The sequence below is a fragment of the Streptomyces sp. NPDC088116 genome (genome assembly GCF_044741745.1).
GTDB lineage: Bacteria > Actinomycetota > Actinomycetes > Streptomycetales > Streptomycetaceae > Streptomyces.
In genome coordinates, this window is sequence record NZ_JBIUTF010000006.1 from 493,562 (window position 1) to 517,571 (window position 24,010).

The following is a 24,010-nucleotide window of genomic DNA, read 5'->3' on the forward strand; positions in this document are numbered from 1 at the left end:
ACACCGAGCACCATACGAGTGGACATCGGCGAGCTGGTCCTGGACGGCTTCGACCGTGTCGACCCCGACCGGGTGTCGGCCGCCTTCCAGACGGAACTGGCCCGGCTCGTAAGGGAACGGGGCGTACCGCTGGCCGCCGACGGGGGACAGGCGCTGGACGCCCTGTCCGGACTGCCGCCCCTGCCCGCCACCACCTCGCCGGGCCGGCTGGGCGAGGCGCTGGCGCGCGCGGTGCACGCGGGGCTTTCGGGACGGGGCGAAGCCACGGACTCGTCGCCCTCGTCGCCCGGGACGCCCATAGGGGGTACGCGATGAGTACGTCCCACGCCTCGTCCCAGGATGCCCAGGCGGCCCAGGCCGAACGGCGGCGCAAGCGCAAGGAGCGCGCCGCATCCCGTGCACCGGAGCCGAAGAACATCGTCAGCGGTGCCGGTCAGCCGCTGGACCTGAGCGTACGGCGCGACTTGGAGGAGCAACTCGGCCACGACTTCAGCCGCGTACGCCTGCACACCGACCGCGACGCGGGCACACTGACGGAACTGCTGGGAGCGGACGCGGTCGCTGTCGGCCAGGACATCTTCTTCCGCGAGGGCACCTTCCGTCCGGGCACGACGGACGGACAGCGGCTGCTCGCCCACGAGTTGCTGCACACGGTGCAGAACCCGGACGGCCTGGGCGCACTGCGCGCGGGCCGCGACCTGGGTGCCGTGAGTCTGCCGCAGCAGGCGATGGAGCGCGAGGCGGAGTCGGCGGCGCAGCAGTCCGTACGGGACGAGGAGCGGGCCCCCGAGGTGGAGCCGGGGCAGGCCACCCCCGGCTGGCTGCGGTACGCCACGGTCGACGCCGACCGTAACCGTCTGGAACAGCTGGACCCGGCGACGCTGGTGGACCGGCTGGCCAACGGTGTGGTGCGCTCGTTGCGCGGCGATCCGGAGGACCGGTCGAAGCGCACACGTATGCAACTGGCGCGTCTGCCGGACGAGTTGCAGAACGATGTCCTCGAACGTCTGGAGACCAGACTCCTCAGCTCGGAGCATGAGCTGGTGCTCGATCTCGTCGACGAGATCGAGATGAACGACGAGCTGGAGCAGAACTCACTCGAAGCCCCGGCCGTCGAGCCGGATCCGGTCGAGGAGTTGCGGTTCGAGCGCGAGGCCGAGCAGCGGACGGCTGAAGAACAGTGGGAACAGGAGCAGAAGCCCTCAGCGGCGCCGGGACCGGAGAAGGACCGCAGCGACACGGACGGTGCCGTCGGCAGTACACCGCAGAACGGTGGCACTCCGGAGAACGCGACCACTCCGCAGGGCACCAGCGCGCGGCCGGGCGGTGGACAGGGGCAGGAAGCCGGGTCCAACGCGGGTGGTAGCAGCGGGAGTTCGCCCTCCGGGGAGCAGCAGTCGGCGCAGCAGCGGTCCGAGGCGCCCGCAGCGGCGCCTCAGCAGGAGTCGTCCTCGGCTCCGGGAGAGTCCTCGGGCGACAAGTCCGCGGGTGGGCAGCAGGACGCTGAGAAGAAGAACGCGGGCTCCGAGGAGGCAGCGGAGGACCAGCAGGACGCCCCGGCCGCGAGCGAGGAGGAGTCCGCGGCCAAGAACCGTCCGGGCGCGGTCGACCCGCTCGTGGCGGGTCAGCAGGTGAGGCAGGAGGACAAGCGGGGGCAGGAGAAGCCCACGGGCTCCCCGACGGCGTCCGGCACGGATCCCCAGCTGCCAGGGGCGCGCAGTCGGCTCGACGGCGTACGCAACCAGGATCTCGACGGTCCGGAGGAGCGGGCCGACGAGGACCCGTTCGGCTCCGGCAGCCGGTCGGAGGTCGAGGTCGGGGGCGGAGAGAAGAGCGCCTGGGACGTCAAGCTCCAGCCGGAGGACTTCCTTCCCCAGCAGGACCTCGACGTATCGGCCGTACCGACCGCGGACAAGCTGGACCCGGCCTCGTCCGGCAGCCCCGCCGTGCCGTCGTTCCCCGCTCCCCCGGTGACCAAGGCCGACCAGGTGCAGGCCGAGCGGGACGCGGAGGACGCCGAGGACGCGGCGGCGGAGAACGAGACCGAGGAGGACGTCGCCGACTCCCCCGCCGGTACGGAGCCGACGGCCGAGGCGGACGAAGCCGGATCGGCATGGGACGACAGTGTCGCCCTGGAACAGACCGCCGAGGCACGGCAGGGACCGGGCGTGGCCTCCAAGGACCCGAAGAGCGGCGCCGATCCGAAGGCCGGCCCGGTCGACGCACAGGTGACGGTGCAGCAGGCGCCGGGCGGTAAGGCCGACGGCAGCACGGCCGAGGACGGCGGGAAGGCCAAGGAGCAGGCCGCCAAGGAGGAGAAGGGCACTCCCGCCGGCGGCGACGACAAGTCGAAGGTCGCGCCCGAGAAGGCCTCCCAGGAGGCAGGCGGTAAGGCGGCGGCGCAGGAGCCCGCGGCCAAGGAGGAGCAGAAGAAGACGGATTCGGCTCCGGCGGGCGCCAGCGAGGCGACGGCGGATTCGGGGTCCCCCTCGCCCGCTCGGGACACCCATGTCTCCGGCGGGTCCAACGCGGACACGCCCGGCGGTGCGAGCAGCGAAGCAGCCAGTGGAGCGCAGAGCGAACCGTCGAGCGGGGGTCCGGCGACGAGCGAGCAGAGTTCCGGTGCGCCGCAGGCCCCGGCGGCGAAACAGCCCGCGCCCGCCGCGCCGGAAGCCGCGAAGGCGCCCGCTGCTCCGGCCGCCGCACCAGCGCCGGAGACTGCCCCGGCGCCGAAGGCCGCGGCCTCCAAGTCGGCCCCTTCCGCCAAGGGATCGCGCGGTGGGGGCGGTGGAGGTGGCGGCGGTGGCGGCAGGGCTGCCGCACCGGCCAAGGGCAAGGGGAAGAAGGACTCGGGAGCGGCCCCGAACCTCTCGAAGGTGTCCCCGGAAGCCGGTCTGTCCACGGCCTCGAAGCTCAAGCCCCACAAGGCGCTCGCGGCCATGGGCGGCGTGAGTGGCTCGGTGGATCGTACGGTCGGCGACGAGCACAAGGAACTCGCCTCCGCGCCGCCCTCGATGCAGCGCCCGGCGGGCGCGCCGCAGACCCTCCAGGGCAAGCCGACGTCCGACGCACCGGCGCAGTACTCACAGGATCCGGCGCAGGAGTCCAAGGCTCCCAAGGATGAGAAAGCCGAGGTCAAGGGCGCCAAGGAGCCCGAGGGCGAGATCGAGGCGGAGAAGGCGGAGGAGCCGGGCGGCTGGGACACCTTCAAGATGGCCCTGGGCTTCATCGGCGGCAAGATCGTGAACGGGGTCGCGAGCGTTTTCGGCGCCGACAAACCCGTCGTGGACCCCCAGGAGCTGGCGGCGAAGTTCGCCGGGCTGCCGACCAAGGACGACGCGCTCAAGAAGGCCCAGGCGGGTAACGCGCCGGACGTGGAGATGCAGGCCGCGGCGGATCAGACGGCCGACGAGCAGGGCTCCAGTGTCGACGCCAAGGGCGAGGAGACCATCTCGACGGGGCGCGACGACGCCGGCCGCGCGATGGGCGAAGACCAGGTGTACCCCGATGCTCCCAAGGAGCAGATGAAGGCGAAGGTACCCGGTCAGCAGGGCGGCAAGGGCGGTGCACCCGGAGGCGGCGCGGCGACCGGAGCCGTACCTCCCGAGGCCGCGTCGGAAGTGGCGGAACACGAGCGCGGGCCGGAGTTCCGGGCCGCGTTCAGTGACGGCCAGAAGAGCATGTCCGAGGGCCGGCAGACCAAGGACAAGGACTTCCGTGCCTCCCAGCAGAAGCACAAGCAGCAGGTGGACGCCGAGATCGCGGGCAACACCAAGAGCCAGGCGGGCGAGCGCGAAAAGGCTCTGAGCGAGGTCACCACCCAGCGTGCCGACTGGCGTACGGAGCAGGACGCGGAGCTGAAGAAGCTCGGTACGAAGAAGACCGAGAAGCACGAAAAGGTCCGCAAGGACGTCAAGGAGAAGGAAGAGAAGACCGACGACGACGTCAAGTCCGAGAAGGACGACGGCGACAAGAAGATCAAAGACGAGAATACCAAGGCCGAGCAAGAAGCCGACAAGAAGAAAAACGACAGCGCCAAGGAATCCGGAAACTGGGTCAGCAAGGCCTTCAACTGGATCAAAGACAAAGTCATTGAGATCAAGAACGCGATCGTCCGTGTCATCAAGAGGGCACGCGACGCGGTCGTCGGTTTCATCAAGAATTTCAAGGAGACGGTCGAGCGCTGGATCAACGCGGCTCGCAAGTTCATTGTCGACACCGTCAAGAACCTCATCAAGGACTTGATCGAATTCGCCAAGTCCATGGTGCGGGCGGTCATCGAACTGGCCAACCGCATCCGGAAGCTGATCACTTCGCTGGTCGCGGCCGCGATCGCGCTTGTCAACAAGCTCGCCAGCATGCTGAAGCAGGCCATCACCGATCTGCTGAACGCCATCGGCAAGATGCTCAGCAGCATCCTGGACGTGCTCAAGAAGATGCTGCAGGACGTGATCAAGGCCGTTGTGGACGCGGTCAAGTCCGTCCTTGACTTCGCCTCCAAACTGCTGGGCGGGCTCGGCGAGTTCATGCTCATCGCGGTCGACTTCCTCTCCGACCCGGGCGGCTGGCTGAGCGGCGCCAAGAACTCTGCGGTCGATGGCTCGAAGAACCATCTGTTCCGCGAGGTCAAGTCAGCGGTCAAGGAATGGTTCCAGTCGAAGATCGAAGAGATCATCGGCGTCCCGAAGGCCATCCTGGACAAGCTGATCAAGGGCGGCTTGACCATGGAGAAGATCGTCAAGGAGACGTGGGACGCCGTCGTCCCCCAACTGCCCTTCATCATCGGCGAGATCGTCATCACCAAGGTCGTCGCCAAGCTGATCCCGGGCGCCGGCTGGGTGATGGCGGTCATCGACGCCATCCGTACGGCCATCGGCGCGCTCGGCGAGATCCTGCGCGCGATGGGGGCCGTCCTCGACTGGCTGAAGGCCGTCCGCAGCGGCGGCGCGGGCATCCTCTTCGCGAAGGCGGTCGCGGCGGGCATCGTGGCTCTGCTGGAGCTGGCCTACGAGGCGCTGCTGAGCGGTATCGGCAAGTACGTGGCGAAGGTGGGCCGCCGCCTCAAGGGCGTGGCGGCCAAACTCGGCGGCGGCAAGAAGGACAAGCCGGGCGGCGGCAGGGGCGCGGCGGGCGAGGGCTCTGACGACAAGGGCGGCAAGCGGGACGACAAGAGGGACCAGGAGCAGGCCCCGAAGTCCCCGGGCCTCCCCGGCACCCGCCCGACGACCACCAGGCCGCGCGCCGGCACAAAGCCCGACCTCAACAAGCCGGGCACGAAACCGGACCTGACCAAGCCCACGACACAGGGCCCCGGGAAGCCGAAGGACACCGACCCGAGCAAGCCCAAGGCTCCGGCCGGCGGAAAGACACCCACAGGCAACGACAAGAACGGCAAGCCGAAGTCCGACAAGGACGAGGACAGGCCGGACACCCGCCCGACGCCGGCAGCAAAGCCCAAGCCGAAGCCGGAACCCCAACCGAAACCGAAGTCCGAGCCGGAGACGAAGCCCAAGCCGAAGGACGAGACTCCGGGCAAGCCCAAGGACGACAAGGACTCCACCAAACCGAAGGACGATGACAAGGGGCCCCAGAAGCCCAAGGACCAGGATCCGAACCGCCCCAAGGGCAAGGAGGGCGACAAGGACGGAGCTCGTAAGCCGAAGTCGGACAACGACAGCGACAAACCTCGCAAGCCCAAGAACAAGGAAGGCGACCCCCGGAACCCCAAGGGCAAGAGCGACAAGGACGACGACAGGAGAACCCCGAATCGTCCGACAAAGAGCGAAAGGGACCAACGCAGAAGCGAGGAGAACTCGGAGGACGAGAAGAGGAATAGACTACGCATGATAATCGCACGTATCCGTCCCCGCATCGAAGCCAAGCTGGACGAAGGCGTACCAACGGGAGAATTTACAGATTTCCTTGGACAGCTCCGCCACTGGTATCGACTGACCAGCCTGCACAAGCAAATGCAGGGGAAGAACAAGTTTGATGTAATAGCCGTACTCAACCCGTCTGGTATAGCCGGTAACGGCTGGGAGGAGATGAACACAGATCTCAACAGGGAGATCATCCTCCCCAAAACCGATGACCTCCCGTTCGCCGACAACGCCACGCCGACTGGATTTAAACAGGACTTCATCAACAAGAAGTGGGCGAAGGTAAACGGAGAGGAACCACCGACTGGCGAGGGGCGCCGGATCGTCCAGGGAGCAAACTACCTGTTGGACCACGGACTTCAAGAAGACACAGCCCGCGGAGGAATATTGTGGGACATGATGCATCTTCTTCCACGGCAGCTGGGTGGACCTGCGGTCGGGTCGAACTTTGTACCAGCACGCAACTTCATAAACCGCCCCTTCTACTCAAATTTCGAGCGATTCCCTGCCGAGAAATTTGGCGACACAGACACCTCCGATGAAAAGCGACCCGGATGGTATCAGGTATGGATCAACAGGTATTCGGGACCAGCCACTGGATACCCCAAAAATAAGTACCCCGAAGGATGGCCGAAGAGCTTGACGGCGGAGTGGGGGATGTACAAATTCAAGGGCAAGGGAACGGGAGAACAGCGATCCTCGTGGAAGCCTGAAAGAAAACAAAAGTCGGGAGTGTTGACCTTCGAGGAACCGCCCACATCGAAGACCCGCATCCCGAACATCAACAAGGACCCGGAAGACAGGGTGAGGGCAGCGTTTGGGCCAAGGGACGTAGCCATTGCCAATGCAGTGATGTCTTTGCGAACTCCGGACATTACCAGCATGGACGATCTGGAAGCTCGCTTGAAGGCATTTCGGAACCCAGACTCAGGAAAACGCATCTATTCACTTTCCGAAAAGATGGCGCGAGTGCGAAAGCGCTACGACGACGGAGTATTCACCCTTACATGATGATTTTCCAGAGGAGGCGCGAGAGTGAGTACATATAACACCCTTGAGAGGAAGCACGCAGCCTCAATCGAGGCAATAAGATCATGTCAGTCTCTACATGTTGAACACAGCGCTATAGGGGACCTCGAGGAAGGCTTCGACGAGTTGCCTGACCCGGAGGAGTACAACAGAGACTGGCGAGGCCTGCAACTCGATGCCACCATGGTGGAACAGCCGTTGAGATTCTCACAGCTCAACATCCACTGGCAAACGAGGGACCCCTTGCCAAAATTCTCGGGGGAATATTCCATACCCCCCGCTGGAGAAATTCTCCTTCAGCTACCTGATCCAATTTCAGCGGATTTGAAGGATCATTTCCAACGCGACTTTCTAGGCCAACTTCGGCGTATCGACAGCGCCTACAGATCAAGTCTGGGGTTTATTTCTTGCCTGCGAATGACGCCTCTGACAAGCCCCATTGAGGTCTGGTTCGCAGCTATGGAAAACATTGGACAATCACAATATCCAAGTGGTTACGTGAGACTTGACCTCGACTACCACGGATACATGGAGGCACTTCTTCTAACCAAAGGGTTTCACGGGTGGCAATTCTTGTTCGCAGACCTGGCTTTCGGAAGCGGAGAGGGTACATACATCGTCGAGGGTGTGCGGCGCGCTCTTGAAACGCTCCCGTCCCTGTTCCCTCATGAAGATTTCACCGAACTTCAGCGACGCCTGGAGGCCCGGCTGTGACCCGCTACGCCGACATACCCAAACCCATCCGCTCCGGCATCGTCATAGTCGACCCCGAGCGCGGCACCCCCCAGCGCATCATCGTCCTCCAGTTCAATCCCGACACCCTCGAACGCAGCCTCGCGCCCCAATCGGCCGGCGGCAGCGGAGACTCCGGTGGAGGCGGGGGCGGGACCGGGGACAGAAATGAGGCGCTGCGTCTGAAGGGCCCCGCCCAGGAGACGTGGAAGTTCACCGCCGAGATCGACGCGACCGATCAGTTCGAGGTTGCCACGCCCGACGGGATTCATCCGCAGCTCGCCGTGCTGGAGATGCTCGTGCAGCCCACCACTGCCCAGCTCCGGGCTGCCTCGAACCTTGCCAAGAACGGGACCATCGAGATCAGCCCCATCGAAATGCCCCTCACCCTCTTCACCTGGGGCAGCAAACGCGTGATGCCCGTGCGGCTCACCGAACTCTCGATCAACGAATCCGCCTTCGATGTGAACCTCAATCCCATACGGGCCTCGCTCAGCATCGGCATGAAGGTGCTGACCGTCAGCGACCTGCCCGCCGGGCACCGCGGTGCCGAGCTGTACCTCGCGCATCTCGCGCAGAAGGAGCGGCTGGCCGCGGCGGCGCGCAGTGGGGCGCTGAGTGCGTTGGGGCTGGGCAGTGGGGACATCGGGGCGGGGAGGGCGTAGCAGACATGGCCGGCATCGAGCCGTATGAGAGCGCGTTGGACGCGATCCCCGGGTCACACCCTTATCCGCGCACGAGCCGCTATCACGACGCCGAGATCGGCGTGCACACCCAGGCCGACGGGACCACGGTCCGGTACACCAAGCGGCGGTTGTTGCCGCCGCTCGGCGATGCTGCCGAGGACACCGCCCCGCACACCGTCAGCAGCGGGGAGCGCCCCGATCAGCTCGGGCAGCGGTACTTCGGGGATCCCGGGCAGTGGTGGCAGATCGCCGACGCCAATCCCACGATCGACCCGGGCGAGTTGACCGCCGAGCCGGGACGCGAGATAGCGATCCCGCTGCCGGGTGGGTTCCCCGGGGGCGGCCGTGGCTGATGAGCCGATCGGGCAGGGACCCGTTCACCTCACGCTGCTCATGGGCCCCAAGCTCGTGCGACCTGTCCCCGCCGAGGTCAGTGAAGCCCTGCTGTCCGCGCAGATCACCACAACGGCCGGGGAGCGCAGTGGGTTTCAGATCGCGTTCGATCTGACCAAGAAGGGGATCATCACCCAACGGCTGCTGCCGGAAGGGTTTTTCGACCCCCGGACCCGGGTCATCGTCGTGGCGACCGTCAAGGGCACACCGACCGTCCTGCTCGACGGGCTGATCGTGCGTCAGGAGGTCGGGGCCAGCAACCAGCCGGGCCAGACCACCCTCACCGTCACCGGTGAGGACCTCACACTGCTGATGGATCTCGAGGAGCGGACCGACCGGTATCCCAACCTCGCGCCCTCCCAGCGTGTCGAGCGGATCCTCGCCAAGTACACCGACTACGGGATCGACGCACGCATCATCCGCGAGCAGATTCAGCAGTCCCCCAACGAGCAGCGGCGGGTGGACTATCAGACCGGGACCGACCTTCAGTACATCAACGACCTGGCCAAGGCCAACGGGTTCACGTTCTATCTCGATCCCGGGCCGGTGCCCGGTCGCTCCACCGCGTTCTGGGGGCCCGAACAGCGGCTCGGGCAGCGGCAGCACGCGCTCAACGTCAACATGGACAACAACTCCACCGTTGATCAGCTGACGTTCGCGTACGACGGGACGGCCCGTGAGGAGCCGCAGGCCCGTGTGCAGGATCCCAAGTCCCGTGACTCGACGCTCCTCGCCCAGCCCGACATCAGTCCGCTGCGGCCGCCGCTCGGTCTGCGGGCCACCCCGGCGCTCAAGCGCAGGACGCTCTCCGGCACCGCGAAGATGGATCAGGGGCAGGCCCAGGCGGCGGCCCTCGCCAGGGCCGCCACGTCCGCCGACGCGATCTCCGGCTCCGGGTCGCTCGATGTGAACCGGCACGGCTACATCCTTCGGCCGCGCGAACTGGTCGGGGTGCGCGGCAGCGGAGTGACCTACGACGGCGACTACTACGTCAAGTCCGTCACCCACAACCTCCGCCCCGGCTCGTACCAGCAGAACTTCACGCTCTCCCGCGAGGGCCTGATCGCCCGCAGCAGGACAGTGCGCCCGTAAAGCCCAGGAAGCCCTGGAAGCCCAGAAGGCCCAGGCAGACCAGGAAGACCAGGAGAACCTCGTATGGCGGCACCGAACAACCGCTTCCTCGGCAAGTTCCGGGGCCGGGTGATCGACAACAACGATCCGCTGAGGATCGGCAGGATCACGGCCAAGGTCCCGGACGTGCTCGGCGACGAGACCTCCACGTGGGCGATGCCCTGTCTGCCGTTCACCGGGCGCCAGTCGGGCCAGTACGTCGTCCCCGAGGTCGGGGCCGGCGTGTGGATGGAGTTCGAGCAGGGGGACGTCAGTTTCCCTGTCTGGACGGGTTGTTGGTACGGGGATGTCTCCGAGCTGCCGCCCCGCGCGAGCGCTGAGTTGCCCGGCTCCCAGCCTGTGGTGATCCAGACGCCGGGCAATCACAAGCTCGTCATGTCGGACGTACCCGGCGGCACCGGGATCCTGCTCGAAGCCAGGGGCGGCGCGTACATCCGGATCGACGAGAAGGGCGTGACCGTCGGCAACGGGAGTGGCGCGACGATCGAGTTGATCGGGGACGAGGTCAACATCAACGGCGGTCGGCTGATCGTGCCGAAGAAGCGATGACGACCTCGATGGCGACGAATACAGCGATCACAGCGAAGACGACGAGCAGGATCATGAACAGAACGGGGAGTCAGACGTGTTGTCCGGGAATCTCGTGAACGGCGGGTACGCGATCAGCTGCCCGCACGGCGGCCGGGTCGTGCCCGCCTCCGCCCCGTCGTCCGGAGTGCGGATCGACGGCCTGCCCGTACCCACCGCCTCCGACGTCTTCACCGTCAGCGGCTGCCGGCACACCGTCGACCGCGTACCGCATCCGTGCGCCACCGTCCGCTGGACGCCCGCCCGCGACGGTGTACTGATCGACGGGGCGCCCGTGCTGCTCGAGCGCACGTCCGCGCTCTGCTTCAGCGCCACGCTGGTGCCGCAGGGACCGCCTGTCGTCGCCGCCGCGACGACCCGGGGGGTGTCCTGCCGGTGAGGAACACGACGAGCGGCGCCAAGAGGACCGATATCGCCTTCCCCTTCCGGAGCGACCGGCGCGGGCGTACCGCGCACGCTTCGTACGACGACCATGTGCGGGACCTGATCGAGCAGTTGCTCTTCACCAGTCCCGGCGAGCGCGTGATGCGCCCCGACTTCGGCTGTGGCCTGCTGGATCTGGTCTTCACGCCGAACAGCCCCGAGCTGGCCTCCGCGCTGGAGCTGTCCGTACAGGCCTCGCTCCAGCGCTGGCTGGGCGAACTGATCGAGGTGCAGGCCCTCGACGTGGTGAGTGAGGAGAACGTGGTCCGGGTGTACCTGAGTTACGTGGTGCGTTCCACCGCGACCCGGCGCGACGAGGTGTTCGAGGGGAGCGGCGCGGTATGAGTGAACTCGGCAATCCGCTGATGTGCCGTACGGACGGCAGGCGCGCGAAGATACGCGCCGCACAGCTCGGCGGTGTGGACGCCGTCGAGGTCGGTGACGACGCTCTGACACTGACCGTCACCTTCCTCGGCAAGGCGCCCCACGGCCTCTGCCCGGAGAACATCCGTATCGACGGCGGGCGCAGGATCACCGGCATCGAGGCCGTCGAGGTGTCCGTCGAACGCGAGGAGGACCCGGAGCTGGACGACCGGCTGTTCGTCACGCTCGACCGTGCCGGGGACACGTCCCGCTACCGTCTCTCGGTGGTCGACACCGATGCGTACGGACGGCCCGGCACCGAGCCCTTCCCCGGTTTCGACCAGCGTTATTTCTCGGCCGAGTTCGCCTTCCGGCCCGACTGCCCCACCCCCTTCGACTGCGTGGACGAGCAGCCCGACTGCCCGCCCGTCCACGCCCCCGCGCCCGTCATCGATTACACGGCGCGCGACTACGAGACGATCCGGCGGGTGATCCTGGACCGGCTGGCGCTGACCACCCCCGGCTGGGTGGAGCGCAACGCGGCGGACCTCGGGACGACCCTGGTCGAACTCCTCGCCCACACCGCCGACCGGATCAGCTATCAGCAGGACGCGGTCGCGACGGAGGCGTATCTCGACACGGCCCGGCGCCGGGTTTCCGTACGCCGTCATGTGCGGCTCATCGACTACCCGATGCACGACGGCGTCAACGCCCGTGCGTTCGTCGCGGTCGAGACCGTACGCCAACTGACCCTGTTGCCCGGCGCGTTCCGCTTCGCCGCCGTCAATGTCGATGCCCGTGCCCTGGGGCCGCGCGACCGGCCCGAGGTCGGCACCGTCATCGACGACCGGGATCTGGCCGTGCTGGAAGAGCGCGGTTCGGTGGAGGTGTTCGAGCCGGTCGTGGCCGAGGAGCCGCTGGTACTGCGGCCCGCACACAACACCATCCGCTTCTGGACCTGGGGCGACGAGCTGTGCTCGCTGCCCAGGGGAGCCACGGCCGCCACCCTCCGGGACGAGTGGGCCGACGAGGAGTGCCAGTCGCGCACCCTGGACCTGTCTCCCGGCGATCTGCTGTTGATCGAGGAGGTGCGGGGAGCCCGGTCCGGTACGCCCGGCGACGCCGATCCGGCGCACCGGCAGGCCGTACGCCTCACTTCCGTCACCCCGGTCGTGGACCGGCTCGCCGACCAGCCGGCGCTGGAGGTGACCTGGGCGCCGGAGGACGCGCTCGCCTTCTCCGTCTGCCTGTCCACGCGCGGCGGGCCGGGCTGCCGGCCGGTCGAGGACGTCAGCGTGGCACGCGGCAATGTCGTGCTCGTCGACCACGGCCGCTCGCTCACCTTCCACGGTGGTACCGGCGGTACCCCCGAGACGGTCACCGTGCCGCCCGCACCGGCCGTCCTCGGGTCCTGCGAACCGTCCGGCTTCGGCTGCTGGGACCGCGACAGCGGCAATGCCACCGCGCATCTCATCACCTCTCGTCTCGAACAGACGCGTAATGGACGACTATTGACGGCACGTCATATACGGGAGCTGTTCACCGTCGTCGGCGAGGACGCGACCGAGCGTGCCGGCCTCGGTCTCGAACTGGCGGGCCGGAAGCGGGAGAAGGTCGTCCCCGGCACCGCCTACGCCCAGGCCGAGGCGCTGGCGACACTGCTGGCGCAGGTCACCTACCCGGGTATCCGGCCGCGCTTCCGTCCGGTGCTGCACCGGTCCCCCGTCGTGCAGTCCGTACCGTTCCCGGAGCCCGGCCATGTCTCGGCAGGTCAGGCCACCCGGCTGGCCGCCATCGCGGGCCGCGTCCAGGGACGGCTGGTGGAGCTGTGGCGCAGTGCACGCGACCGCGAAGGGCTGACGGAGCATGAGATCACCGAGCTGACCGTTCTGTTCGGGCTGCGTACGCTGGAGCGGGTCGAGCTGTCACGCCATCCGGTGCGCGCGCTACGCGAGTTGCTGCACCGGAGCGAGCGGCTCCTGGCCGCGAAGCTGCGGCGCCTCGACGTGCTGAGCGCGCGGGCTCGCGCGGGTGCCGTACTCGACGGTTCCATCGCCTGGGAGATCGCGCACAGTTGGGGTCCGCGGTACGCGGCCGGTCTGCACCCGGGCGAGCCGGTGCTGCGCGGGCCCGCGGCGGCTCTCGTACAGGATCCCCGGGCGGCGCTGCCCTCCGTCACCGTCGCGGACGGCGACGTGACGTGGACCCCGAGGCGGGATCTGCTCGGCAGCGGCCCCCGGGACCGGCACTTCGTCGGTGAGCTGGAGGACGACGGCCGGATCGCCCTGCGGTTCGGCGACGGACGGTACGGTGCGCTGCCCCGGCCGGGTGCCCGGCTGGAGCTGCGCTACCGCCTCGGCGGCGGTACGGCGGGCAATGTCGGCGCGGAGGCCATCAACCACCTCGTGCTGTGCCGCGATCCCGACGAGTCCGACGCCGGGGACCCGATGCCGGTCGCCGGGGTACGCAATCCGCTGCCCGCCGTCGGCGGCACGGAGCCCGAACCGGTCGATCAGGTAAGGCAGTTGGCGCCGCTCGATCTGAAGCGCTCGCGGCTGCGCGCCGTCACGGCGGAGGACTACGCGGCGCTGGCGGCGACGCTCCCGGGAGTGCAGCGCGCGGCGGCGGAGATCCGCTGGACCGGCAGTGTCCAGGAGGCGCATGTCGTCATCGACGCCCTGGGGTCGGGTGAGCCCTCCCCCGAGCTGCTCGACTCGGTGTCGTATGCCCTGGAGCGCTACCGCCGGATCGGTCATGACCTCGTCGTCGGCCCCGCTCGTGACGTACCACTGGACATCGCCCTCGCCGTGTGCGCGATGCCCGGCCATCAGCACGGGCAGATCCTGGCCGAGCTGTACCGGCTGCTGGGCAGTCGCAGGCTGCCGGGCGGGCGGCTCGGATTCTTCCATCCCGACGCGCTGACCTTCGGCGCCCCGGTGCGGCTCAGCCGCCTGGTGGCCACGGCGGCGGCGGTGCCCGGGGTGGAGAGCGTCACCGTGACCCGACTGAGCCGGCTCTTCGACGGCAGCCGTGCGCACGACACGGACGACCCCAGCTGGACGGACAACACGGACGACATCACCCACGCGGACGATGTCACCCGCACGGACGACCCGACCGACACTGCACTGGAGGCAGGCGTGCTGCGGCTCAGCCCGCTGGAGATCGCGCGTTGCGACAACGACCCCGACCGGCCCGAGAACGGCCGGCTGTCGATCACGTTCGCCGGAGGTGCCCGATGAGTGGCGCTCACGCCTCGGACGGCGGATGCGGATGCGGTGGGCACGACGAGCGCCACGCGCCCGACGCCCTGTACAACCCGCCGGGCCGGACCGCGCTCGACTACCGGGTGGGCGAGTACGGCTCGTTCCTGGCGGCCATGCTCGACCGGCTCGCCTCTCCCGCCTATCCGGCACTGCGCGGACTGACCGTCCGTACACCCGACGACCCGGCGATCGGGCTGCTGGACTCCTGGGCGGTCGTCGGCGACCTGCTCACGTTCCACTCCGAGCGGATCGCCGACGAGGGGTATCTGCGCACGGCCGACGAGCACCGCTCGCTCGCCCTGCTGGGGCGGCTGGTGGGACACCGCCCGCGTCCCGGCATAGCCGCCGACACACATCTCGCGTACAGCCTGGATCGCGATCCGCGCGCCGAGGACCTGTCGGTGCTGATCCCGCGCGGAGCGCGCGCCAACACTGTGCCCGCCTCCGCCGACGAGGAGTCGCAGGCCTTCGAGACGAGTGAGGACCTCACGGCCCGCTCGTCCTGGAACGAGCTGGCGGTACGCCGTCGCCGCCCGGCGCTGCTCACCCCGGACGATCTGTCCAAGCGGTCCGAGATCCAGGTCTCCGGGACCAGCACCTCCCTCCAGAGCGGTGACAGGCTGCTGTTCGTCTTCGGAGCGGAACAGGCCGGTCAAGCGGGTCCAGCAGATCAAGCGGCGAGCCAAGAGGCCACCGGTCAGCGGCTGTTGCTGTCGGTCGCGCGGGTACGGATCGACCGCGAGGACGACGTGACGGCGATCGGTCTGCCGCGGTCCGCGCCACCGACCCTGGCCGAGCTGGTGGCGGACCTCCGCGAGTGGATCACCGAGGACGACCGCGAGACCGAGGACGGGGAGCCGACGCCCGACAACCCCAACCCCCGCCCCGTCAGCATGATCATCGAGCAGTTCGACTCCCAGGTGCTGGCGCCGCTCCGCGCCGACCTGGACGGGATCACCACTCCGGCGGCCTTCGCCCGGCGGCTCGTGGACCCGCACGAGCGGCTCGCCGAGGCTCAGGCCGTCGCGGCTCCCTACGAGGAAGTCGCCTTCTGGTTCGAGCAGTTGGAGGCGGTGGTCGGCGATCTGATGGAGCGGGCGGCGGAGCTGGAGCCCGCACAGCCCGTGTCACCCGTGTCGCCGGCTGTCGCCACCGAGGCAGGCTCGTCGGCCATGCGGGCGCTCGGCGCCGTACTGCCCGCCCTGCGCAGCCGGGTCGTGCGGCCCCCGTCCGGTGCCCGTACGCGGCCGCACGACCCGGCGACGCTCTTCGCGCCGGGTTCCGACTTCGGCGCGCAGCTGCTGTCGGCGCTCGATCCTCGGATCGCGCACGGAATGTACGCCGCCTGGCGCAACGCCGCCCCGACCGCGCCGTCCCTGCTCCGGGAGGTCCAGGCGATGCGGGTGACCGCCGCGCCGTTCGGGGCCACGGCGCCGCTCAAGCCCGTACAGGACGACCGGGGAAGGATCATCCGCCAGACGGACTGGCCGCTGGGCGGTTCCTCGCTCACCACCATGCGGGTCGTGTACGACGCGGCGGGCAAGGTGCCGGTGCGCGCGGAGTTCCAGCACACGGAGACCGGCAGCTCGGTACAGCGGTCGGAGAATCTGCCCGTGCCCGCCGAGACGAGCTTCGATCTTCCGCCCGGCCGGGTCTCGCTGATGACCCGCGCCGCCCAGGACCGGCACCTGAGTTGGCTCTCCACGCGTCCGGCCGATTCCCAGGAGCCCGGCGTCACAGCCCAGTTGACGTCCGCGCTGCCCGAGCGGACGCTGTTCGTGTCCCGCCCCGGCGACGACGGGCGGGTGCATGTCGCCGTGCAGAACGGTGAACCCCTGGAATGGTGGCTGGCTCCCGGCGAGCATCACCAAGTCACCAACGACGAGTTCGAGGTGACCGTGAGGTACGTGGCGGGCAGTGAGCCGGCGAATGTCGAGATCGGCATCGCGACCCTCCCCGTGCGGTCGAATCGCCAGGTGCTGCCGCTCGATTCCGTACAGGACGGGATCACGGTCGGCAGCTGGGTCCGCGTCGAGCGCCCCCGCAAGGGATCCGGGGAACCCGACGGGATCCCCGGTGACAAGAACCTCGCGTCCGTGACCACCCGGGTGACCGCCGTACGTACCGCCGCTTACACCAACTACGGCATCACGGGCCGGGGCACCGAGCTGACGCTCGCCGACCCCTGGCTGGACGAGCACGATGTGCTGCTCTCCACGATCCGGGACACCACCGTGTACGCGGGCGGTGAGGCGCTGCGCCTCGCCGACGAGCCGCTCGGCGAGGACGTCCACGGCAATCAGCTCGAACTGGCCGATCTGTACGACGGGTTGGCGCCGGGCCGCCATCTGGTCGTGTCCGGCGAGCGCACCGACATCCCCGACACGGCAGGGGTGCGCGGCACCGAACTGGTGGTGATCGCCGCCGTGGAGCAGCACCTCGACCCGCTGCTGCCGGGCGACCATGTCCATACGAGGCTGACACTCACCACGGATCTGTCCTACCGCTACCGCCGGGACACGGTGCGTGTTCAGGGCAATGTGGTCCCGGCGACGCACGGGGAGAGCCGCGACGAGCCGATCGGCGGCGGCGACGCCGACCGGATCAACCAGACGTTCACCCTGTGGCAGTCGCCGCTGACCTGGCTGCCCGCCGACAACCCGCTGGGGGCGACACCGGCCCTGGAGATACGCGTCGACGGACTGCTGTGGCACGAGGTGGACAGCCTGGCCGGACGCGGTCCGCGCGAGCGGGTGTACGTCTCCGGGACGGCCGGGGACGGGCGTACGACGGTGACCTTCGGCGACGGGGTGCACGGCGCCCGGCTGCCCACCGGGCACGAGAACGTCCGGGCCCGGTACCGCTTCGGCACCGGACAGGCCGCCAACGTCCCGGCGAACCGGGTCACCCAGGCGATCACCCGGCCGCTGGGCGTCACCTCCGTCACCAACCCGCAGCCCGCCACGGGCGGCGCGGACGCCGACGGTCCCGGGCTGACCCGGCGCACGATTCCGCTCGCCGTATCGGCGCTGGACCGGCTCGTGTCCGTCAGGGACTACGAGGACTTCGCCCGCTCGCGGGCGGGTATCGGCCGGGCCTCGGCCCGGGAGGTGTTCGACGGACGGCGGCGGGTGCTGCATGTGACGGTCGCCGGTGTCGACGACATCCCGATCGCCGCCGACTCGGAGGTGCTGCGCGCGTTGCGCTCCTCCCTCGCCACGTACGGTGACGCGCGGCTGCCAGTACGGGTGGACGTACGCGAGTCGGTGCTTCTGTTGCTCGCGGCGCGGGTGAAGGTGGCCCGGGACCACGCCTGGACGGTGGTCGAGCCTCGGCTGCGGCAGGCGTTGCTGTACGCATTCGGCAGCGGGCTGGCCGAGTTGGGACGTCCGGCCCGGCTGTCGGACGTCATGGCGGCGGCCCACCGGGTGCCCGGTGTGGATTACGTGGACGTGGACGTGTTCACCGGAGTGCCGGCGTCGGTCACCGCGGACGAGCTGGCCGGGCTCGCGGGACAGCTCGACCGGCCCCGCACGGCGGTACCGGCGAGGCTCGCCGAGTACGACGAGAATATGCACGTGGTCACCGAGCGGGACGGTGAGACGCTCACCCATGTCGCCGGCCGGTACGGCATCTCCCTGGCCGAACTGCTGCGTCTGAACCCGGACATCACCGATACCCGGCGGCTGGCCAAGGGGCGGGTGGTGTGTGTCTTCCGGGGCATCAGGCCGGCCCAACTCGCCTTGCTGTCACCGCGAGTGGCGGACACACTGATTCTGACGGAGGTCACCGCATGAGCAGGGAACCCGACGGGCTCGCGGAGCTGCTCCCGCAGTGGCACCGGCTGCGCGACGCCGAGGGCGGAGAGTCGCTGCGCGCCCTCCTCGCGGTGATCGCCGAGCAGGTCGACCGGGTTCGGGACGGGGTCGAGCAGAGTTACGACGACTGGTTCGTGGAGACCGCGGCGCCCTGGGTGCTGCCGTACCTCGGTGATCTGGTCGGCTACACCCCGCTGCCCGGCTATGAGCGCGTGCAGGCGAAGGGCCTCAAGAGCGGTGGGGGCGACGGGAGCGGGGTCGACGGCGACCGTTCGCGCGACCGGCTCGCGGAGGCGCTCGCGCCACGTCGCGATGTCGCCGCGACCGTCGCCAACCGGCGGCGCAAGGGCAGTCTCGCCCTGTTGGAGGAGCTGGCCGAGGAGGTCGCCGGCTGGCCGTCGCGGGCCGTGGAGTTCTCCCGGCTCGTCTCCCATCAGCAGCCCGTCAAGCTGTACGGATCGGGGACGGAGGCCATGAACGGGCGTCGTCGCGAGCGCGGCCGGATCGTGGACGTACGAGAGGGGAGCCAACTCGACCTGGCGGGTGGTCCGTTCGGTACGGTCGCGCGGTCGGTCGACGTCCGGAGGGCCGACTCGTCGCGCACACAGGGTGGTTACTCACCCGCAGGGGTGGGCCTGTTCGTATGGCGACTGAAGCCGTACCACCTGACCAAGGCGCCGGCGTACTGCGTCGACCGGGCCCGCAATCTCTACACCTTCTCGATCCTGGGCAACGACAGTCCGCTGGTGACCAAGCCGGTGCCGGAGCCGTCGGCCACCCATGTCGCGACGATCGACAACGTCCCCGCGTACATCCGGCGCCGACAGCTCGCCGACCGGCTCGCGGACTACTACGGGCCCGGCAAGAGCTTCACGATCTGGCGCGACGGCCAGGACGAGCCGGTGCCGCTGTCGGACCTCGTCGTGGCGGACCTGACGGACTGGCGCTACCGCCCCAAGCGCGGCCAGGTGGCTGTCGATCCGGTGCTCGGCCGGATCGCCTTCGGCTCGCGTTCCGCTCCGCGCCAGGGCGTCTGGGTCAGCTATCACTACGCCTTCTCGGACGACACGGGCGGCGGCGAGTATCCGCGCGACCGTGAGACGCCGGTGGACGCGAAGGTCTACCGGGTCGGCCCCGGCCAGACGTACCAGCGGATCATGGACGCGTACGGCGAGTGGCGCACCGACCGGCGGTCCGGGCGCTGCGGGCCCGACGGCATCATCGAGATCACGCACAGCGGTGCCTACCAGGAGCAGCTGGACTTCGATCTGGATCCCGGCGACCGGCTGGAAGTACGGGCGGCTGAGGGGACCCGACCGGTGATCCGGCTGCTCGACTGGTACAGCAACCGGCCCGACGCGCTCAACATCCGTGCGCGGGAGGAGAGTTCGGGGTCGGGCGAGAGTCAGGGCCAGGACAACGAATCGGGCGCGGGCGGGCAGGAGTGCGAGGCACCGCGCATCGTGCTGGACGGTCTGCTGATCACCGGGCGCGGCCTCCATGTCACCGGGCCCGTCGGTGCGGTCGTGCTGCGGCACTGCACACTCGTACCGGGCTGGTCGCTGGAGCCCCGGTGCGAACCGCACTCCCCCGAGGAGCCGAGCCTGGTGCTGGACCGGACCACCGCGTGTGTGGCGATCGAGCGGACCGTCCTGGGCACCATCGAGGTGATCGGCGACGAGGTACGGCACGATCCTCTGCCCATCCACATCCGCGACAGCGTTCTGGACGCCACCGGCCACGACCGGGCGGCCCTGTCCGCTCCGGACTGCCGCCACGCACACGCCGTACTGCACGCGCACCGCACCACCGTCATCGGCGAGGTCCACACCCACGCGGTGGAGATCGCCGAGAACAGTGTCTTCACCGGGCAACTGCGGGTGGCCCGGCGGGGCATCGGCTGTGTGCGGTTCTCGTACGTGCCGCCCGGCTCGCGCACCCCGCGCCGCCACCGCTGCCAGCCGGATCCGGTGGGCCGCGAGGACGCTGGGCGGGTACGGCCGCTGTTCACGAGCGAGCGGTACGGCACTCCCGCGTACGGGCAGTTGGCGGCGGGATGCGCCGAGGAGATCCGCCGGGGTGCCGAGGACGGCTCCGAGATGGGCGCGTTCCACGATCTGTACCAGCCGCAGCGCATGGACAGTCTGCGGGCGCGGCTGGCGGAGTACACCCCGGCCGGTACGGACGCCGGGATCATCACGGTGACATGAACGGAGACATGAACAGCGTTCGCTCAACTCCGAACGCGGAGCTCCGTTCCGCCGTACAACCAGGGACTACCGAGCACGACCGGGTAAGACCGAGCACGACCGCGCACAACCGTGTACGACCGAATGCCGAACTTCCGAGGGGGACCCCTTCCCATGCACGCAGACATCTCCCGCAACACCTTCCGGCCTGACCGGCACTACTCGGCGGTGATCGCACAGCAGGGCCGTGTCCAGCTCGACGCGGACGCCAATGAACAGTCCGCGATCCAGCTGCACCAGGCCCGTACCACCGCCGCCGATCTGATCGGGCAGCACGGCGGCCCGCTCGGCGCCACGGGCTTCGGGCTGAACTTCGTGGGCGGCGGCCGGGAGCTGGACGATCTGTCCATCGGGGGCGGCCGTTACTACGTGGACGGCATCCTGGTGGACGCGACACGTCCGGAGCCCGGTGTTCCGGTCGAGGACGACGGACAGTCGCAGTCGCAGTCGCAGTCGCAGTCGCAGTCGCAGTCGCAGTCGGACGAGGAAGGCGGCAAGGACGCCCCCGCCGCCGAGCCGCCGGCCACCTGGACGTACTGGGACCAGCCGGACGGCCACCGGGACCCGGAGCGCCCCGGCGACCGGCTGCCCACCCAATTCCCTTATCTGGCCTATCTGAAGGTGTGGGAGCGCTCGGTCACCGCGGCCGAGGACCCGCTGCTGCGCGAGGTGGCGCTGGGGGCCGCGATGCCCGACACGGCGGCCCGGCTGAAGGTCGTCTGGCAGGTGCTGCCGCTGCCCGGCTCGCAGCTGGAACTGGATCCGGCGGACGGGCAGCCCCAGGACCAGGCCCGTGCCGCGTTCGCGAAGTGGGTGGCGGCGCAAGCGCCGACGGCCCGGATGGCGGCGCGCAGCCGGCGTCCCGAGCACGCGGACGAGGACCCGTGCCTGGTGGGGCCGGACGCCCGCTACCGGGGCCCGGAGAATCAGATGTACCGCGTCGAGATCCACGAGGGCGGCGCGGCGAAGGACGCGACGTTCAAGTGGTCGCGGGAGAACGGTTCGGTGACCTTCGCGGTGGACGAACTCGACGGTACGTGGGTGGAGTTGGCGTCGCTCGGCAGCGACGACAAGCTCGACCTGAACGTCGGTGACTGGGTCGAGTTCACCGACACCGCCTACATCAGCCGGGGCGAGCCGCTGCCGCTGCTGCGGGTGGAGGAGACCGACCTGCCGGGACGGCGCGTCCGGCTGTCCGCGGAGCCGGACCCGTCGGTGGGACGGCGCCCCGGGCTCAACCCGTTCCTGCGGCGCTGGGACCACCGGTCCGGTGCGCGGCACTCGGGGAGCCAGGGGCAGTCCACCCGTACGAAGCAGGGGGGCTCGAAGCTGCGCGACGGCGCACTGCGGATCGAGGAGGGTGGCTGGCTGCCGCTGGAGGACGGCGTACTCGTCTACTTCGAGCCGGGCAGGACATACCGCTCCGGTGACTTCTGGACCGTTCCCGCGCGTACGGCCACGGGCGACGTCGAGTGGCCGACGGACGCGGCCCGCAGGCCGCTGCTCCAGGCCCCCGCCGGGATTCAGGTCCACTACGCGCCGCTGGCCTGGGTGTTCGGCGAAGGCTCACCGTCGGACCTGCGTCTCGCGTTCGGCCCGCTGGCCACCGACATACCGGCGGCGGACGCGGCGGCGCTGGCGGCGGAGGCCAGGGCCGAGGAGGAGGCCGTCGCCGCCGAACGTACCGCCGCGGAGAGCCCGTCGACCGGAACCGCGGGGGCGGAGGGGCCGGACGACCAGGAACAGATCGGGAACTGACATCGCGCCAAGGAAAGGAAGAACAGGATGGCCACACCTCTGACCGCCACCAAACTGCTCACCGCCCTCCGCAACGAGGGTCTGAACGTCATCGAGCACCGGAGTTGGCGTACGCACAACCGCAATGGCAAGGGTCCCTGGGGGCCCATGCACGGAGTGATGATCCACCACACCGTGTCCTCGGGCACGCAGAGTTCCGTGGAGCTCTGCTACAACGGCCATTCGATCCTGCCGGGGCCGCTGTGCCACGGAGTGATCGCCAAGGACGGCTCGGTCTATCTGGTCGGCAACGGCCGGGCCAATCACGCCGGGCTCGGTGACGACGACGTGCTGCGCGCGGTGATCAACGAATCCGCGCTGCCCGCCGACAACGAGGCCAACACCGACGGCAATCGGCACTTCTACGGCTTCGAGTGCATCAACCGGGGCGACGGCGAGGACCCGTGGCCGGCCGCTCAGCTGCTGGCGATCGAGAAGGCGTCGGTCGCGCTCTGCCGCGCGCACGGCTGGACCCAGCGCTCGGTCATCGGGCACAAGGAGTGGCAGCCCGGCAAGGTCGATCCTCGCGGTTTCACGATGGACTCGATGCGCGCCCGGATCGCGAAGCGGCTCGGCGGCGGCCCGGACGGTCCCTCGAAGCCGCCGACGCAGCCTCCGGTGAAGTACGAGCCGTTCCCCGGGGCCGCCTTCTTCGCGGCCGGCCGGCACAGCGCCGTCGTCACGGCGATGGGCAAGCGGCTGGTGGCCGAGGGCTGCGGGAAGTACCAGGTCGGCCCCGGCCCGGACTGGTCCGAGGCCGACCGCAAGTCCTACGCCGCGTGGCAGCGCAAGCTCGGCTACTCGGGAAGCGACGCCGACGGGGTCCCGGGCAAGACGAGCTGGGACAAGCTCAAGGTGCCCAACGTCTGACCGGACCTCGGTATCCACGTGTCGCCCGTATCGCCACGGGCAACGCGTATCGCTCCCCGGCACGCGCCGGGCGGCCCTCCCCGCGGTGGAGGCCGCCCGGCGCGTGTCCGTTGCACGCGATTCCCGTACGAGCCCTTCGCGCCCATCCCTCGTACGAGTGCCCCGCGTGAGTGTCGCCGCATGGACGCACCACGGAGGCTGGCAGCCTGACCGCGCAATGATCTTGAGATACGGCGCAGCAGTGCCTGCGTCCGTCTCCGTCTTCCGTGAGGAGCCCTGGATGCCGAAGAACCGCGCGTGGTCGTCTGCTCTGCGAGGCACGGCAGTGTGTCTGCTGCTGGCCGCCGGAGTCGTCACGGGGACCACCGGGCCGGCCCTGGCCGACGGTGCCCCCGTGGTCGTGGAGGGAAAGTGGGCGAAAGCCGCTCCGTCCGAGGCGAAGTGCCCCAAGGGCACCGAGCTGATCGGCGGGGGCTACCACTCCGAGCCCGCCGTCCTGTCCAACGGCATGCCGGCCGACATGGTCGACATGAACGCCCCTTCATCCGTCACCCGCAATGCGTGGGTGGTCAAGATGCATGTCGGAAGCGCGCGGGCGTACGCCCTGTGCGAGAAGGACTGAGAACTCAGGGCATCCCGGCCCGGTCCCCTCGTCCGCCGTTACGTACCGAGCCGCACCTGTCGCGCCCGGTACGTAACGGCGCGTCGCCACCGGCGCCGGTTCGCTTCCGATCGGAGTGCCGGGGCTGAAGGACCACTCATTGTGCCGGGGTCCGGCGGCCAGTA

At 69.1% G+C, this 24,010-nt stretch carries 15 protein-coding genes; all 15 read left to right on the top strand.

Features of this window, described 5'->3' with window-relative positions:
* The first annotated feature begins 18 nt into the window (after positions 1 to 18).
* Complete coding sequence (locus tag ACIOJD_RS25625; protein WP_401917808.1) at positions 19 to 315, top strand: hypothetical protein; 297 nt, start codon at positions 19 to 21, stop codon at positions 313 to 315.
* Positions 312 to 6,890 carry a DUF4157 domain-containing protein gene (locus ACIOJD_RS25630; protein ID WP_401917810.1) on the top strand — a complete coding sequence of 2,193 codons (6,579 nt, stop codon included), beginning with the start codon at positions 312 to 314 and terminating at the stop codon, positions 6,888 to 6,890. The genes ACIOJD_RS25625 and ACIOJD_RS25630 overlap by 4 nt, the downstream gene beginning before the upstream one ends.
* 24 nt (positions 6,891 to 6,914) lie before the next feature.
* Positions 6,915 to 7,622, top strand: a complete 708-nt coding sequence (locus ACIOJD_RS25635) for a hypothetical protein (RefSeq protein WP_401917812.1) — start codon at positions 6,915 to 6,917, stop codon at positions 7,620 to 7,622.
* Positions 7,619 to 8,305: a hypothetical protein gene (locus tag ACIOJD_RS25640; protein WP_401917813.1), complete on the top strand. Its 687-nt coding sequence runs from the start codon at positions 7,619 to 7,621 to the stop codon at positions 8,303 to 8,305. The genes ACIOJD_RS25635 and ACIOJD_RS25640 overlap by 4 nt, the downstream gene beginning before the upstream one ends.
* 5 nt (positions 8,306 to 8,310) lie before the next feature.
* Positions 8,311 to 8,679 (top strand): hypothetical protein, encoded by a 369-nt coding sequence (locus tag ACIOJD_RS25645; RefSeq protein WP_401917815.1) that lies wholly within the window; start codon positions 8,311 to 8,313, stop codon positions 8,677 to 8,679.
* Positions 8,672 to 9,811 (top strand): hypothetical protein, encoded by a 1,140-nt coding sequence (locus tag ACIOJD_RS25650; protein WP_401917817.1) that lies wholly within the window; start codon positions 8,672 to 8,674, stop codon positions 9,809 to 9,811. The genes ACIOJD_RS25645 and ACIOJD_RS25650 overlap by 8 nt, the downstream gene beginning before the upstream one ends.
* Before the next feature lie 63 nt (positions 9,812 to 9,874).
* The gene (locus ACIOJD_RS25655; protein WP_401917819.1) at positions 9,875 to 10,399 is read left to right on the top strand and encodes a phage baseplate assembly protein V; all 525 of its coding nucleotides are present in this window, start codon (positions 9,875 to 9,877) and stop codon (positions 10,397 to 10,399) included.
* A 79-nt stretch (positions 10,400 to 10,478) separates the two neighbouring features.
* Positions 10,479 to 10,817: a hypothetical protein gene (locus tag ACIOJD_RS25660; protein WP_401917821.1), complete on the top strand. Its 339-nt coding sequence runs from the start codon at positions 10,479 to 10,481 to the stop codon at positions 10,815 to 10,817.
* The gene (locus tag ACIOJD_RS25665; RefSeq protein WP_401917823.1) at positions 10,814 to 11,206 is read left to right on the top strand and encodes a GPW/gp25 family protein; all 393 of its coding nucleotides are present in this window, start codon (positions 10,814 to 10,816) and stop codon (positions 11,204 to 11,206) included. Before ACIOJD_RS25660 ends, ACIOJD_RS25665 begins: the two co-directional genes overlap by 4 nt.
* Complete coding sequence (locus ACIOJD_RS25670) at positions 11,203 to 14,466, top strand: putative baseplate assembly protein (RefSeq protein ID WP_401917825.1); 3,264 nt, start codon at positions 11,203 to 11,205, stop codon at positions 14,464 to 14,466. Before ACIOJD_RS25665 ends, ACIOJD_RS25670 begins: the two co-directional genes overlap by 4 nt.
* Entirely contained in the window at positions 14,463 to 18,287 is a 3,825-nt protein-coding gene (locus ACIOJD_RS25675) for a putative baseplate assembly protein (RefSeq protein WP_401917827.1), read from the top strand. The genes ACIOJD_RS25670 and ACIOJD_RS25675 overlap by 4 nt, the downstream gene beginning before the upstream one ends.
* Positions 18,284 to 20,518 (top strand): hypothetical protein, encoded by a 2,235-nt coding sequence (locus ACIOJD_RS25680; RefSeq protein ID WP_401917828.1) that lies wholly within the window; start codon positions 18,284 to 18,286, stop codon positions 20,516 to 20,518. The genes ACIOJD_RS25675 and ACIOJD_RS25680 overlap by 4 nt, the downstream gene beginning before the upstream one ends.
* Positions 20,519 to 20,671: 153 nt before the next feature.
* The gene (locus ACIOJD_RS25685) at positions 20,672 to 22,315 is read left to right on the top strand and encodes a DUF6519 domain-containing protein (RefSeq protein ID WP_401917830.1); all 1,644 of its coding nucleotides are present in this window, start codon (positions 20,672 to 20,674) and stop codon (positions 22,313 to 22,315) included.
* Positions 22,316 to 22,342: 27 nt separating this feature from the next.
* On the top strand, positions 22,343 to 23,224 hold the full coding sequence (locus tag ACIOJD_RS25690) for a peptidoglycan-binding protein (protein WP_401917832.1): 882 nt from the start codon (positions 22,343 to 22,345) through the stop codon (positions 23,222 to 23,224).
* Positions 23,225 to 23,504: 280 nt separating this feature from the next.
* Entirely contained in the window at positions 23,505 to 23,846 is a 342-nt protein-coding gene (locus tag ACIOJD_RS25695; protein WP_401917834.1) for a hypothetical protein, read from the top strand.
* Positions 23,847 to 24,010 lie beyond the last annotated feature (164 nt).